This window comes from Nocardia coffeae, from assembly GCF_019890715.1.
Taxonomy (GTDB): Bacteria; Actinomycetota; Actinomycetes; order Mycobacteriales; family Mycobacteriaceae; genus Nocardia; species Nocardia jiangxiensis.
The window spans coordinates 693,225-707,170 of record NZ_JAINZY010000001.1 but is presented as its reverse complement, the minus strand read 5'-3'; the positions used below and the strand labels follow the sequence as shown (position 1 = coordinate 707,170).

At 63.7% G+C, this 13,946-nt stretch carries 14 protein-coding genes; 10 read left to right on the top strand and 4 right to left on the bottom strand.

The genetic code is table 11. The features are described 5' to 3' along the window. Positions 1-8: 8 nt before the first annotated feature. Positions 9-2,177, top strand: coding sequence for a UvrD-helicase domain-containing protein (locus tag K7711_RS02875; RefSeq protein WP_222964574.1), 2,169 nt, complete (start codon positions 9-11; stop codon positions 2,175-2,177). Here the strand turns inward: K7711_RS02875 and K7711_RS02870 are convergent. Beyond that, complete coding sequence (locus tag K7711_RS02870; protein ID WP_222964572.1) at positions 2,098-3,777, bottom strand: N-6 DNA methylase; 1,680 nt, start codon at positions 3,775-3,777, stop codon at positions 2,098-2,100. The genes K7711_RS02875 and K7711_RS02870 overlap by 80 nt on opposite strands. A gap of 202 nt (positions 3,778-3,979) precedes the next feature. On the opposite strand from K7711_RS02870, the gene K7711_RS02865 reads away from it, so the two are divergent. The 3 genes from K7711_RS02865 (at position 3,980) to K7711_RS02855 (ending at position 6,551) form a co-directional block, all read left to right on the top strand. Next, the gene (locus tag K7711_RS02865) at positions 3,980-4,234 is read left to right on the top strand and encodes a hypothetical protein (RefSeq protein WP_222964570.1); all 255 of its coding nucleotides are present in this window, start codon (positions 3,980-3,982) and stop codon (positions 4,232-4,234) included. After that, positions 4,231-6,057 carry a recombinase family protein gene (locus K7711_RS02860; protein ID WP_222964568.1) on the top strand — a complete coding sequence of 609 codons (1,827 nt, stop codon included), beginning with the start codon at positions 4,231-4,233 and terminating at the stop codon, positions 6,055-6,057. Before K7711_RS02865 ends, K7711_RS02860 begins: the two co-directional genes overlap by 4 nt. A gap of 347 nt (positions 6,058-6,404) precedes the next feature. Then, on the top strand, positions 6,405-6,551 hold the full coding sequence (locus tag K7711_RS02855) for a hypothetical protein (RefSeq protein ID WP_222964566.1): 147 nt from the start codon (positions 6,405-6,407) through the stop codon (positions 6,549-6,551). 419 nt (positions 6,552-6,970) lie between these two features. Here K7711_RS02855 and K7711_RS02850 read toward each other — a convergent pair whose 3' ends face one another. Beyond that, positions 6,971-7,366, bottom strand: coding sequence for a DUF397 domain-containing protein (locus tag K7711_RS02850; RefSeq protein ID WP_222964564.1), 396 nt, complete (start codon positions 7,364-7,366; stop codon positions 6,971-6,973). Then, the gene (locus K7711_RS02845) at positions 7,359-8,216 is read right to left on the bottom strand and encodes a helix-turn-helix domain-containing protein (RefSeq protein WP_222964562.1); all 858 of its coding nucleotides are present in this window, start codon (positions 8,214-8,216) and stop codon (positions 7,359-7,361) included. The genes K7711_RS02850 and K7711_RS02845 overlap by 8 nt, the downstream gene beginning before the upstream one ends. Before the next feature lie 324 nt (positions 8,217-8,540). Between K7711_RS02845 and K7711_RS02840 the strand changes: the two genes are divergently transcribed. Next, positions 8,541-8,744 carry a hypothetical protein gene (locus K7711_RS02840; RefSeq protein WP_222964560.1) on the top strand — a complete coding sequence of 68 codons (204 nt, stop codon included), beginning with the start codon at positions 8,541-8,543 and terminating at the stop codon, positions 8,742-8,744. Positions 8,745-8,767: 23 nt separating this feature from the next. Continuing rightward, positions 8,768-9,589, top strand: coding sequence for a hypothetical protein (locus tag K7711_RS02835; RefSeq protein WP_222964558.1), 822 nt, complete (start codon positions 8,768-8,770; stop codon positions 9,587-9,589). An 810-nt stretch (positions 9,590-10,399) separates the two neighbouring features. On the opposite strand, the gene K7711_RS48310 is transcribed toward K7711_RS02835, so the two are convergent. Next, complete coding sequence (locus K7711_RS48310) at positions 10,400-10,531, bottom strand: hypothetical protein (protein WP_268929145.1); 132 nt, start codon at positions 10,529-10,531, stop codon at positions 10,400-10,402. A gap of 121 nt (positions 10,532-10,652) precedes the next feature. Between K7711_RS48310 and K7711_RS02830 the strand changes: the two genes are divergently transcribed. The 4 genes from K7711_RS02830 to K7711_RS02815 all read left to right on the top strand — a co-directional run bounded on the left by K7711_RS02830 (position 10,653) and on the right by K7711_RS02815 (position 13,881). Continuing rightward, positions 10,653-10,832: a hypothetical protein gene (locus tag K7711_RS02830; protein ID WP_222964556.1), complete on the top strand. Its 180-nt coding sequence runs from the start codon at positions 10,653-10,655 to the stop codon at positions 10,830-10,832. A gap of 97 nt (positions 10,833-10,929) precedes the next feature. Continuing rightward, complete coding sequence (locus tag K7711_RS02825) at positions 10,930-11,844, top strand: helix-turn-helix domain-containing protein (protein WP_222964554.1); 915 nt, start codon at positions 10,930-10,932, stop codon at positions 11,842-11,844. Between the two features lie 985 nt (positions 11,845-12,829). After that, positions 12,830-13,225 (top strand): hypothetical protein, encoded by a 396-nt coding sequence (locus K7711_RS02820; RefSeq protein WP_222964552.1) that lies wholly within the window; start codon positions 12,830-12,832, stop codon positions 13,223-13,225. Positions 13,226-13,299: 74 nt separating this feature from the next. Further along, positions 13,300-13,881: a DUF3558 family protein gene (locus tag K7711_RS02815; RefSeq protein WP_222964550.1), complete on the top strand. Its 582-nt coding sequence runs from the start codon at positions 13,300-13,302 to the stop codon at positions 13,879-13,881. Positions 13,882-13,946 lie beyond the last annotated feature (65 nt).

Here is a 13,946-nt window from a genome sequence, read left to right as displayed (position 1 = left end):
GATTCGCCATGCCGCAACTCGCTTTCACCGACAGCTTCTGGGAGACCTACGACCAGCTGGAAAAGCCGATCAAGTCCGGCGTGCGCAAGGCGATGGCGAAATTCCGCACACTGTCCATCGCGGAACTGCACGCCGACAAGGGCCTGCACCTGGAATCCGTGGAAAAAGCGCGGGACCCGCGCATGCGGACCATCCGCATCACGGACTTCTGGCGGGGCGTGGTGCTCGCGCCGGACGACGGCAGCGACATCTTCCTCTTGCTGAGGGTTCTGCCGCACGACGATGCCTACGGCTGGGCGGCCAAGCGCCTCTACACCATCAACACCGCGACCCGCGCCGTGGAAGTTCGCGACGTGGTCGCGATCGAGCAGCTCACGCCTCCGTTGGAGGAAATCGCCGCGACCGCGCCCACCCTGCTCTTCGCGCGCTGGTCCGACACCGTGCTGCGCGACCTCGGCATCGACGCCCAGGTGCTGCGGGCCGCTCGAGCGATCAGCGGCCGGGACCAGCTCGACGCGTTCGGTGGCGTCTTGCCCCAGGATCAGTTCGAGGTGCTTCAGTTTCTCGCCGAGGGCTTCTCGCCGGAGGAGATCTACCGCGACGTGGTCGCCGCGCGCCGGCCCGTCGGCGCCGCACCCGAGGGCAGCGACACCTTGGCCACGGCGATCGCGAACACCAGGAGCAGGATCACCCTGGTCACGAGCTCCGAAGAACTCACCGAGATCCTCGACAAGCCGTTCGCGGCATGGCGGGTGTTCCTCCACCCGTCCCAGCGCCGGGTCGCCTACCGGCCCTCCTACAACGGCCCGGCGCAGGTGAGCGGCGGTCCGGGCACCGGGAAGACCGTGGTCGCACTGCACCGCGTGAAACACCTGCTGTCCCGCTCACGGGACACCCGGGTCCTGCTCACCACCTTCACCAACGCCCTCGCGGGGATGCTGCGCGAGAACCTCGCATTGCTGCTTGATGACAACGAAAAGCTGGCGCGGGTGGACGTCACCACCGTCGATGCCTTCGCCAACCGGGTGGTACGCGAGCTGACCGGCCGGACGCCGTCCCCGATCAGCGACATGGACGAACGCCGACTGTGGCGGCGGATCCAGCGACGGCTCGACCTTCCATGGGCGGAGCAGTTTCTCGCGCAGGAGTTCCGGCAGGTTATCCTCGCGCAAGCCATCACCACCGAAGCGGAGTACCTGCGAGCCGACCGGCGCGGACGCGGCTCCGCGTTACGGGAGCCCCAGCGCACTCAGCTCTGGAAGGCGATCGAGGAATTTCGTACCGAACTGAATGCCACAGGAAAGACCACTCACCTGCAAATCTGCGCGCGTGCCGCCGAACTGCTCGATACCACCGGCAGGGGCGAGCGTCCCTACGACCATGTGGTGGTGGACGAGGCCCAGGATCTGCACCCGTCCCAATGGCGGGCGGTGCGCGCCGCCGTGGCGGAGCGCCCGGACGATCTGTTCATCACCGGGGACCCGCACCAGCGGATCTACGACTCCCGCGTCTCGCTCCGCACGCTGGGAATCTCGGTTGCGGGCCGCAGCAGCCGGTTACGGGTCAACTACCGGAGCACCGCGGAGATCCTTGCGTGGTCGACCGGGCTCATGAGTGGTTCGGCGATCGAGGATCTCGGCGGCGACGGGGACGACACGCTGCTCGGCTACCGCTCACTGCTGCACGGCAACCGGCCGCACCGGTCCGGATACGAGAACGAACAGGCCGAGGTCGCCGCATTGGTGGAGCGTGTGCGGGAATGGATCGGCCAGGCCGTTCTTCCCGGTGAGATCGCCGTCTGCGCCCGGTTCAACCTGCTGCTGGACAAGGTATTCGATCACCTGAATGCCGCGGGAATCGCCGCGGTCAAGGTCAAGGATCGGCCGGGCGCGGATGTCGACGGTGTGCGGCTGGCCAGCATGCACGCCATGAAAGGGCTGGAGTTCCGCTGTGTCGCGGTCGTGGGCGCCACGGCGAGCGCTATCCCGTTCGCGAAGGAGATCACCCCAGCGGAGGTGGACAGTCAGCAGCACGCGAATGACTTGCTGAAAGAACGATGCCTGCTGTTCGTGGCGTGCACCAGGGCGCGGGAGCAGCTCAGTGTTTCGTGGTCCGGCCGGCCGAGCCCGTTTCTGTCGGCGGTGTCTCTTGGCGAGGCCGGAGCGCACCGAGGGTGAGCCCCTCCCGGCCCAGCGCAACCGCCCGGCCACCCAACGTCGTCAACTCCGACAACAGACGTTCGAACTCGTCGAGTGCATGGAAGGCCGCCCCATATCGCTGCTGATCTTCGATGCTCATCTGCGGGATGCGGGAACCCGAAACATCGGCACGGAAGCTGCCGCTGGTAGCGCGCTTGATGTTCGCCGAACTTTGGATGAACCCCTGCAAGTAATCGGTGTCGAGGTGATCACTGGTGGATACCGCGATTCCTTCGGAGACGGTGGCCAGCCCCGCCCGGACCAGGTCGCCAATCCGTACCAGAGTGGTGTCGAGCATCCCAGGACCCGCGCTGAATGGCGGCAGTGCCTGGCTCAACTGCCTCAGCGTGACATCGAGTTTCTCGACCGTAGCGCGGTAATCGGCCAGGTGATCGACACATCGGACGGCGACGTGGCGCCCCGGCGTGAGGTCGACCTCCTCGTCGAGCAGGTCGATCGGCGATACGTCGGCGACCTGCTCAGCCGTAGGTTCGAAGCTTCCGCTCGGATCGTTGGCGGTCAGATCGACCATGCGGATCGCGGACATCGCCGAGGCCGGATCGGCGGGGCGCCTCAGCACCCACAGGTGCATGGGTTGCCCATGCGAGGCGGCTATGCCGCCCGGCAACGCGACAACGTTGGTCAGCGCGCCTCGCCGCACCAGCTCCGCGCGAATCCGACGACCGGCCTTCCGATACGCGGCAGACGCCGGCATCACGACGATCGCCCTCCCATCTGATGCGACATGCGCGTAGCAATGCTGCAGCCAGGCCAGCTCGCTCTCCGCGCGAGTGGGGACGCCGAATTCCCAGCGAGCGTCGAGTAACAGATCCCCGCGGCCCCAATCGATGACATTGACCGGTGGCGCGCACAGGACGAGGTCGGCGCGAAGGTCAGACCAGGCATCGTTGCGGAGCGAATCGCCGGTTGCGATGGTGACGGTCACCTGCCCGGCGAGCTCGAGACGCGAGGACGCGAGCCGTGCGGCGGAAGAATCGAGCTCCTGGCCAACCAGAGCAGTAGCGCGCTCGTCGGCGACCGCCAGTAGCAGTGACCCAACTCCGCAAGCGGGATCGAATATGGTGCCCTTCACCTGTCCGGCGAATTGACGCACCGCACGGGCGAGCTGCGGTGTGGTAATTGAAAGTGAGCCCGCGCGGATGGGTTGGCTGCGGTAGCGCTCGACGAGTCCTTCGATCACCTCGGCCGTCGACGTTCGTGCGGCCCATTCGCGCGCGAGCGCCCAAACTTCGCTATCTAACACTTCCGACTTCTCAGTCAGCAGAACCTCGGACACATCGGCGATGCCGCGCATCACATCGTCCCGGTAATGACTGCGCAATGTCTGCCACACCAGTACTTCGGTGTTGGGTTCGTCGGCCTTGTGGTGCCGGGACAGCCATGCCTCCACGTCCTTGGCCGCAAATACTGCGTTTCGCCCTGTCCCACTCGCAGGCGCAGGGAAATCGGGATAACGCCGACGCCAATTGGAGACCGCCGCCCGAGTCACGTGCGCAAGCCTCGCGATCTCTGTGGGAGTGACCAAGCTGCTATCGACTGACGACACGTCATCGGCCATGAGGTCACAGTACACGGAAGAGGCGACGACATCGGCTCGGAGTGCATTGACGTAGTTAACGTATGCAACTAGCCGTACTCCTGCCCTCAACCCTCGAAGTTGCCCGGTCGATTGGCAGCCAAGTTGCTCGGGCTCTTGGGAATGCTGCCGGCCGCGGTGTCGGGTTGAGTCTCAATCAAACGGAGACTGCATGGTAGTGGGCATGGACGACGAGAACCCCCTACGTAGTAACAGCGAAAATGCCCCAGAAGTTGGCCCTGCCCAGCCTATTTGGAGCTACAGCCAGAGCAGGGAACGCCGCAGCGAACGGCAATTCTCCGGTCACGTCAGATTCCTTCACGGCACGCAAGCTGAACGCCTGCGTGGCGAACTCGCCGACGTAGTCGGGGAGCTTCTGGAGTGGGCCGCGAAACAACAGTCCGCCGATCACTCTGCTGAGGATGGTGCCGCGACATGACCCTCGACGACACGACTGCCAACCCGCCCGCACCCGTCTTGGCCAGTCGGTCCGCGTCGCTGTCCGTGACCGCGCCGGTATCTGGGCCATCGGGATTGTCCGACTATGCGGTATCCCCGTTGGGCGTGCCGACCGCCGTGCTGCGTGACGAGGTGCGTGTGGCGTTCCTGGGCCGCACCTCCACTGAGGATCAGCAGGATCCGCGTCAATCGATGATGCGGCAGTTGGGGAACTGCAAGACCGCGATCCCCGACTCGTGGGTGATCGTGGCGCACTTCTACGATGTCGAGTCCGGCCGCATGGAATTGGAAGCACGCGGCCAGAAGACCGGCTACGAGCGGTTCGACATCCCGATTGCCCGTGACGGCGGCGTCGCGGATCTGCTGGACGAGGTGGCGCATCCGGGCCGTCGGTTCGATGTGGTGATCTTCGAGTCGGTGTCGCGCGTGGCGCGGCGTACCTTCGAGGGGCTGTCGATCGAACGTGAGTTGGAGCGCTGCGAGGCGTCACTGTTCGCCGCTAACGAGCCGATCATGTTGTCCGGCAGCCGCGCCCAGCGGATCCTGCAACGCCGGATCAACCAATCCGTCGCCGAATACGAAGTCCTCAACACCCTCGAGCAATCCTGGGGCGGACTGTGCCTGCACGTGCGCGAGGGCTGGAACATCGGCAAACCCCCGTACGGATACAAGGCCACAACGTACCGGCACCCGAACCCGACCAAGGCGGCCAAAGGCCAGAGCAAGACCCGCTTGGAACCGGACGGGGCACGCGCAGAGACGGTCACACAGATCGCGTTGTGGCGCTACCACGAAGGCATCGGATACGACACCATCGCCGCCCGGCTCAACGCCGACCCCACCAAGTACCCGCCACCCGAACCACCCAACCGGGAACGCGCCCGCGGGGCGTGGGGCAAGACCAGCGTGTGCGAAGTGCTCAGGAACCCCAAGTACACCGGCTACCAGGTATTCAACAGACGTGCCTCCCGTTCCCGGCACGGGAAGGTGAACGACCCGGTGAAATGGGTGTGGTCCACCGAACCTGCCCACGAGCCGCTGATCCCGAAATGGATGTACGACGAACTCACCGCACGCCGACAAGCCCGGCGCGGGTCCCGCGAGGGCAACAGCCCCAACACCCACCCGGCCACGCGCCGCACCTACGTGCTGCGCGGGATGGTGTTCTGCGGATGCGGACGCCGAATGTTCGGCACCCACCGCCACGGCATCACCTACTACCAATGCTGGCCCCGCAGCAACAACCGAGGCCGCCCAGACAAGCACGCCGGCCACACCAAGGCCGTGTATCTCCGCGAAGACGCCATCCTGGAGGCAATCACCCGATTTTTCGCCGACCGGGTATTGGGCCCACACCGCCGTGACATCGTGGCCGCCGATCTCGCCGGCATCGACGACCGCACCGAACGGGAGCGCCGATTCGAACGGGAACGACTCCAACGAGTCGTCGCGGACGTGACCCGACGCCAGAGTTCAGTGCTGCGACAAGCTCAGAACGGCGACCGCGATGACCCCTTCGCCACAGCCCTACGCAGCACCTACAACGACCTCGACGCTGAGAAAAACGCCGCACTGTCCCTCATCGCCCAACTCGACGCCACCGATGACGGTGGACACAGCCACCCCGGCGCCGCGCTCCTGGACGCCCTGCCGTACCTGACGCTCAACCTCACCTCGGCGCGGGAACTGTTGGTGCGCCGGTTGTTCGAGATCACCCAGGTCGCAATCCGATTGCACGACAACAGCGACTACGTGACCATCACCATCACACTGCCCGCCGACTTACGACCCGACATCGCCTAAAGGGACTGTCGGAGCTCCGGCTCTGTCGCACTTTCGGCTCTGGTGCATATTCGGTGGTCACGGACTGTCGCCGACTCCCCGGCCCCGCGTGGGTCGTGAATGATGCTGTCGCAGTGGTCGTTTCGTGGGCCGTCAGCCTGATTTGCTTCCGAGCGGACAGCCGGAAGGGGCGCAACCACCGAATGTGCACCAGAGCCGGAGCTCCGACAGTCCCGTCCGTGGGGGCGGCAGGAGTGTGTGCGACTGCGTGCTGGGGGAACGGGCCGCTGAGATCGCTGCTGAGACAGATATTTCCACGGCGAGGTTGTCCAGATTGCAAACTGAGAAGCTGGTTGATGTGGGAGTCCATGAGGGCGCCGAGCGTCGTGGCCGACGAGTTGGCCTCCGCGCATCGCCGGATTTCCCAGTTGGAGGCCGAGTTGCTCACCCGCGAAGCGTGTGATCTGTTCGACGAGCAGGGGGCGATCTGCCCAGAGAAAATCCGCGAGCGTTGAAAGGCTGATCGCGCGTGGGCGTTCGGGCCGAGCGGCCTGCCGCATCGCCGGATCGAACCGGGCCACCTTTCATTGCTTCCGCAAGCCAGCGTTATCGCGTTGGTTCCTGCGGCGAACGATTGTGGCCGACGAGATCCGTTCCGCCGATTTGCGCCAGACTCACACACCAGGCGATGCTTCCATCGCGCTGCGGTTCTGCTGTGACCCGCTGATCGAAACCGCTGCGCGCGGTCTACCCCTCAGATCGCGTTGCACTGAGATGATTACTCGACTGGCAGCAGTGGGATCCATTGCGTCCGTGGGCCTCTCCGGGGCGGACTCATCGCAGGTGACTTTTGAGCAAAGGCGGCGGTGACGATTGCCCACGTCTGTCGGCATGAGAGGTACCAGATCGGCTATCAGCGTGCACAGTCCTACCGTTAGGCAGCCGTGGGCTGCCACTGTTGGGTGCAGATGCTCCGGGTGAAGGCATCCCACTCTGGCACGGTAAATGTCAGCATGGTGCCCGCGGCGTCGACCAGCGACGTTTCGGCGGAGGTTGGATCGAACTTGATTATCGGGAGTGCACCCACGGCGTCGTTGTTGTGCTCATCGCCGATGGCGCGGGCGAGAAATGTGTCCCAGGCGTTGGCGGGAACGGCGATGATCGGCCGAAGGTCTTCGCTGCCTTGGTACTTGCTGTCGCGGATGAGCACTTGCTCGCCTACGAGCTGCCATTCGACGCAGGCGTTGCCGTGGTCGGAATAGGCGGACTTGTTCCAGCCGGTCGTCGGGGCAGTGTGCTCATAGGCGTTCAGGATGGGCTTGCTACTCACGTGCGTATTCCTTGATCAGTTCTAGAGATTCAGCGGTGCTGAGGGTTTGTGTGAGGGTCTGGTTGTAGGCGTAGACCAGGCGGTTGACCTCGGATTCGTCTTCGACGATGTCGGCCTGTGTCGGCGTCTCGGACCATCCGAGCGTCGGCAATTGAGGGCTGCCGAAGTCGAGCAGGTGGAAAGTGGATCCGCCCAGCGCTGTGCCCTCGGCGGCAGTGAAGGGAATGATGCGGATCTCGATGGTGTCCGGGTGCTCCTCGATGAGCGCTTTCAGATGCAGGAGCTGCTCGCGAAGAATTTCGGGTCCACCGGTCTGCTGGACGAGGGCCGCCTGGCTGAATACGGCGGTGACGTGCAGAGGGTTCTCGCCGGTGAGGCGGCTCTGTCGCTGCATACGTACTGCCAGGTGCTGGTCGACTTCGTATGGCCTGATGTTGGTATTGGCGGCGATGATCGTTCGTGCGTAGCCCTCCGACTGGAGAAGTCCGGGAATCAGCAGGCAGTTGTAACAGCGGATGCTGTGCGCGCCATATTCGAAGCCGTACAGACGCTGCATCTCCGGCCTGATCAGCGCCGGGTACTTGAGCCACCAGCCGCGCTTCGCGGTGGCGGCCGCACGCAGCTGAATGAGTTCGTCCTGTTCTTCTTCCCCGCAGCCGTACGCCTTGGCGAGGGCAATGAGCTTGTCGTCATTGGGCACTCGGCTGCCGTTGAAGATCTGGACCCAGTAGGGACGCGAGATCGCGAGCGATTGCATCACGTCGGAGTCGTTGAGACCTGACTCGCTGCGGAGCCTGCCCAACCGCAGCTTGAGCTCCCACTTTGCGACGGTGGGCGACTGTGAGGTCATGGGTTCCATCCTCCCTTATTGACGTGGGCGATGCGCATGGTGGTGCAGCATCGATCTTCGATTTGAATGCTACTCCGAACGCTGCATCGCACGTTGCACTTGACTCAGCAACTGTTGCAGCATTACTCTTCTTGCGTCGGTCGCTACTTCACTTCGAGCGACGGTCGACGAACTTTCGCCGTGGGGTCGTCTCGGCCCGCAACCAGCGACAACCAGGTGGTAACCATGCAGCTTGGATCGAGATCGAACGTCCGACAGTGGGCGTGGTGCGTGGGGCTCGGGCGGTACTCCTTGGCATGGCTGCACGGCCGGACTGTCTCTAATGTGGCGGCCGGTGCAGTGATCCGCATGGTGGAGACGTTCCAGGTAGTTTCAGCGCCAAATATCAAGGTGAAGAACGTCATTCGTGACAGTGTGGACGTGCTCGGCCTGATGCTTCGCAGATTCCCGCAGCCTCTTCTGCTCGATGTCGAAATGTCTCCAGAAGTGCACCCGCCAGATCGGTTTTCGCTCCGGCAGCGGTTTTGAGCACGCGGATAGCGGGATCCACGATGAAATCGCGACCGTTGATGTTCGGGTATGTGCGTGAGGAACAGATTCCTGGCTCCCTGGACGAGGTGGAGCTCCAGCTGCGAACCTTCGCTGTGTCGGAGGGCTACTGCCTGAGCGCGGTGTATCACGACGCGGGCGCGCTGACCGGTGCCCTGTGGGTCCTCGTGCACGAGCTCGAGCGGATGGAGTACCGCAGGTTGGTTGTGCCGTCGCGAGCCCACCTGGCGCCGGTGACCGCACCTCGCGCGGCTTTGCTGCGCAAACTGGCGGCATTGTCGCCTTCGGTGCACGCCTGGTCGCTGCTGCCTCGGGAAGGTGTGTCGGTATTGACCAGGTCGACACCACCCGAGGCCTTGTCTGCGTCCGCGGTAACTCTGGGAAGTTTTCGCCTGCGGGTATCGGAATCAGCGTGGTCGACCGCGCGGCTCCATGTGCACGAGCGTCTGACTCGTGCCGGTCTGCGTGAACTGGTCGAGGCGTGCGAGGCCGTGGTCGGTGCAGTTCTCGCCGAGGCTGCCGAGTTTGCGCGGGCGGTGCAGGTCGGGGTGCATCCGATTTATGCGCAGATCGAGGCGTCTCTCAATGAGCTGGAGGTTCGGCTGTTGGTGTGGCCAGCGATGCTCGAAGTGCAGGTTGTTGAAACTCGCTCGCACGCATCGGATCTCGTGCCGACTGTGTTGGGTCGTTATGGCGAGCCGGGCCGGAAATCTGCACTGGGCGGTGGAACGCTGACCTGGTGTGCGATCCCGCTGCCGGGAGGCTGGGGGGAGATGGTCCGCACCACGCACGCCTACCGGGCCGCGCTCGACGTGCCCGGGTGAGCGGGTGTGTGCAACGAGTCCGCGGCCGGAGGAACCGGATCTACACATCCAGTTCCTGAGTGAGCTGGGCGTGGTGATCGATGTGTGTGCATGCCATTCCGCCGCAACGAATTTCGTGGCCGCTTGGCGGAAGTGTCACCCGCCGGACCAGATTGTCCGGCTCGTGCCGGATGGCCGTACCGCGTTTCCGCGATTGGGGACCGAACGGCTGTGGCTGTGGGAATAGCCGCGCGTTCTGGATCGCGTAGTCCGGCGTGAGTCGGCGAGAAATTCTTGGGAGAGAACGATGAACGCTGTAGCCATGCCCGCACTCAGCGCATGTGCGAGTGAGGTCGGTGATCGCTGCCGAGTGGATTAGCGGGAGTTCGGGTTCAACACGGTCACGGTCTCGTGCCACCTCCTACACGGTGCCGCCGCGCGGCTAACACCTCTGCCATCGAGCTGATTTTTGGAGAAGAGAGTCCTTTTCGATGAATAGAACGATTATGGCCTGGTCCAACGCGGATCGCCGCTATGGATTCCTTGCCTATGGCGCGGGTCGAGAGATGTGTTTCTGCATTTCTCGGGGTCGGTCGGTCGGGATGCGTGTGCGTGGGTTGCCGCAGATGCGGTCATTTGCGGTGCCGGGGCTGGGCGTCGGGGGCCCACGGCGGTCTACCCCCGCATTCCGGCCGTTCCTAGTCGGGAACCGTGGCCTTTCGCAGGTTGTCAGCGGGGGTGGTGAGGGTGTCTGATCCGCAGTATCCGCACATGTTCGTCCCTGCCGACGGTCGTCTCGCCGAGGAACTGTGCGCGGTGGAGTTGCTCGACTCACCGACCATTGAACGCGCCCGAGAACTGGCCCAGATACATCACGACCACCCGGTCGAGGAATGCCTGGTCCGCCGTGCGGTAGAGGCATTGCTGCAGGCCGAGGAACCTGTCACCGTCGAACGAAATCATCGTTGCGACAAGGTGTTTCCATCGTCCGCTACCTCTGCGGATGTCTCGTCGCCGCGCAGTTGTGCGTCGAGACCGGGGCCTCACCGACGCTCCGGCGCACCACCGCCGGGGGGAGATGACGATGACCGATGAAATCTCCTGCAACGGCGATCGCGATCGCTGCGCCCCCGGCGATCTGCCGGTCGGTCCTGGGGGCGAGCGGATTCTGCAGTCGCTCGATGACCTCATCACCGGGCTCCGACACCTGTACACCCGTGGCTGCCGCGCTCACGAAGTACCGCCGGAAGAAAGGCGCTGCTGACTAACGATAACCGCCCTCGTACTGCGGACTGCGCGGCAGGGGCGTGGGGCCGGAAGGCGTATCTGTCCGTTTTACCGTCACATCAAGTAGGGAATCGATGATCAATTCATTGCTGGAGCAGTGGGAGCTCGGGCGTCGTATGCGCTCGCTGCGCAAGAACGCCAAGCTCAGCCAGTCCGCGGCGGCCAAGGCCATCGACGTGTCGCCGCAGACCATCGGGCGCTTGGAAGATGGTCAGGCAACGAGGATCTCGAAGGTGCTTCTGTCTGAACTCTGCAACTTTTACCAGGCAGAAGAACACGAGCGCACTGTGGTGCTCAAGCTCGCACAGGACTTGCGCGCCGCACAACAAAAGGGGGGAAGCACCAGGAGCGGCGGAGTGAGCGTGGCCATGGCTGGGTTAGTGGACCGCGTCGAGCTGGAGCAGGCCGCAAGCGCCGTGACCATATTCGCCAACACCGTGGTGCCGGGTCTGCTCCGCACTCCCGAGTACCACCAGATCAACCGCCCCGCACGGCACCCACACGACTCGGCGGCCGACCTCGAATGCTGGCAGCAGCTGAATGAGCAGCGACGGGTAAGACTTCACAACAACAACTTTGATGTTGAGGTTTATCTGTTGCGGTCGGTCCTGCACCATGTGGTGGGTGGTCCGGCGTTGATGGCCCAGCAGTTGGCGCACCTCGAACAAGTCAGCCAGCTGCCGAACGTAACCCTCCGGGTCATTCCGTCAGACGCAGGCAGTCACATCGGGCTGCATGGGGGCGGGTTCACCCTGATGGAATTCGGGGACCTTCCGGGAATCGGCGCAGTCGGAGCCCCCGTGGTCTATGCCAAGGGCTTCACCGAGGAGCTCTGTATCAGAGACCACGGCGATATCAATCGGTATCGGGCCGCGGTCGCGCAATTGGACCGAGTGGCGATGAGCCCGGACGAATCTCGCATGCTCATGGCGACGATCGAGCAGAAATATAGTACGCGAACCACTCTCGTCCTTCAGGAGTCCCGTTGATCGACCTGAATCGAGGGTGGGCTGCTGAGCGCGGAGTCGAGAGCCTCGGGGGCTCTGCCGGTTGGCCCCGCTTCCTGTTCATTCTGCTATCGGCTGTCTCGTTCGGAGGCAGGGGGTTCGCGATAAATGGAGAGTTCTTCGGATGTCGCGGTGTGCTCCACGCCATCTGTGTTCGGTTGGCGCACAAAACGATGCGAGTGGCGGCGACGTGCGTCCTGCTGTTCTCTCAGTTCGCTGATGGGCGGGGGATGGCGTGATTGGATGGGCCGACGACGGGACATCTCGAGGGCCGCATCTTGATAGCTGGCGAGAGCATGCGGCGCTTGTGTACCGGCTTGCCGAATCAGTAGGGCTCGTACTGTATTCCGGGGTCCGACAGCCGGGTGAATGGCGCCTGCGCAGCGATCGGGAGGATCTCTTCACTGGTTCGCTGGACGAGGTCGAGTCGTACCTTCTGCATGAAAAGCTCTGGGATCCAGTAGAAATCGGTCACGAGGTATGGCGTGAGATCGGTGTCGATCCTGCGTCATTGTCGTGCGATATCGCGGGGAGCGACCGAGTCAGCGGGTTCAAGCGGTGTGGCGGTATGGAGTTCTCTCGCACGTACGCCATCGGTGTGTGGTCCCAACTGCGTACCGTCGAGGACTTCCGACGAGCACAGCCCGGCACCAACTTCGACCCCGTGACAGTTGCCGGTCGTGTCGGGCTTCGATACACGCCGACGTTCGATCACCGCGGTGACCAGCGCAATGTGGTTTTTCCTGCAGTGGACGGGGCGTGCAGCATCGAGGTACTCAGGCTCGATCACCGGTCCCGGACAACACCGGACGCCCGGCTTCTCGAGGCTGCACAGGTCCTCGCGCCCGTGCTGCCTCTTCGATGAGAGCCTGCGGCGCCGATCGTGAACCGGTTGGCGCTGATAAACTCCTGGACTGGAATCGGGCTTTGTGGAGAGCCGTACCGGCGAGATCGAGGGGGCGCGGTCGTGACTGCTGAGTTACCGGACAAGGGGCAGAAGGACGCGCAAGCGGCGTTCGATGCGGCCAAGGCGGGAACGTTTCAGATGCCGGTGGATAGCGCTAAGCGGTTGGCCGCATCGTGCGACAAGCTCGTGTCGGGGTTGCAGAGCGTCTTCTTGGACGCTGAGCGTCTCACAAAGGTGACAGGTTTTCCGGATCTACCGTCAGGCCAGGCGCTGGCGAAGGGGTTTTCCGGGAAGGGGCAGGAGTGCCTGGACACGCTCGCCTCGTTCCAGGAAGCGGCGTTGCGGTACAAGGCCGCGTATCTGGCCGCGAGCAAGCAGTTCACAGAAGCGGATCAGGCCAACCAGGCCGCGATTCGCCGGGCCACGTCCTACCTGGACCAAGGACATCAATCATGATCCGACATCGACAGGGGCGCGGTTCGAGGACTGCAGGTCTCCTCCCCGCGGCTGGCGCGGTCATCGCCGCTCTCGTGCTGGCCGGTTGTAGTGCTTCCTCCGGCGGCTCGGCGACGACTGCTGCATCGTCTGCTGCTGCGAAATCGTCTGGTGCGGCACCATTTCCGACGTTGACGGCACCTGCGTTACAGCCGCCGCAGCAGCACAATGTCGGTCGGTCGGATGTCGTCTTCGACCCGTGCACGTGGATCGACGATGCGACGCTGACCAAGCTGGGTTACGACCCGCCGTCCCGGACGCGCAGCATCTCCGATATCCACGGTGAGTACACATTCCTATCGTGTGATTACAAGTCGCCCGACAGTGTCTACAGTCTGACGATCATGTCCGGTAACCGGACGATGGCCGAGGGACGAGCGAAATACGCGAGCGATGGCGATCAGATCCAGGACACCACGATCGATGGCAGGCAGGCGATGATCGTGCGGGAGAAGGCTGGTGACTTCTGCTCGGTGGTGTTGCAGGACAAGGTCGGGTACATCGACTTCGACCGCAATATTGCGAGTTATCTGATCACGTCTGGTCCCGTTCCCGAGAGATGTTCTGGGATGGTGGATTTGGTGAAGAGCATCATCCCTCGTATCGGGGACAATTGAACGGCAGGGGGCACAGTGGGACGGCGTACACCGCAGGAGCTTGCGGACGATATCCGGTTGCAGGA

What these genes read in the sequence shown, in the direction of transcription:
- K7711_RS02875 (WP_222964574.1), top strand. Translation starts at nt 9, where the DNA reads ATGCCGCAACTCGCTTTCACCGACAGCTTCTGGGAGACCTACGACCAG.
- K7711_RS02870 (WP_222964572.1), bottom strand. Translation starts at nt 3,777, where the DNA reads ATGGCCGATGACGTGTCGTCAGTCGATAGCAGCTTGGTCACTCCCACA.
- K7711_RS02865 (WP_222964570.1), top strand. Translation starts at nt 3,980, where the DNA reads ATGGACGACGAGAACCCCCTACGTAGTAACAGCGAAAATGCCCCAGAA.
- K7711_RS02860 (WP_222964568.1), top strand. Translation starts at nt 4,231, where the DNA reads ATGACCCTCGACGACACGACTGCCAACCCGCCCGCACCCGTCTTGGCC.
- K7711_RS02855 (WP_222964566.1), top strand. Translation starts at nt 6,405, where the DNA reads ATGAGGGCGCCGAGCGTCGTGGCCGACGAGTTGGCCTCCGCGCATCGC.
- K7711_RS02845 (WP_222964562.1), bottom strand. Translation starts at nt 8,216, where the DNA reads ATGACCTCACAGTCGCCCACCGTCGCAAAGTGGGAGCTCAAGCTGCGG.
- K7711_RS02835 (WP_222964558.1), top strand. Translation starts at nt 8,768, where the DNA reads ATGAAATCGCGACCGTTGATGTTCGGGTATGTGCGTGAGGAACAGATT.
- K7711_RS48310 (WP_268929145.1), bottom strand. Translation starts at nt 10,531, where the DNA reads ATGATTTCGTTCGACGGTGACAGGTTCCTCGGCCTGCAGCAATGCCTC.
- K7711_RS02830 (WP_222964556.1), top strand. Translation starts at nt 10,653, where the DNA reads ATGACCGATGAAATCTCCTGCAACGGCGATCGCGATCGCTGCGCCCCC.
- K7711_RS02825 (WP_222964554.1), top strand. Translation starts at nt 10,930, where the DNA reads ATGATCAATTCATTGCTGGAGCAGTGGGAGCTCGGGCGTCGTATGCGC.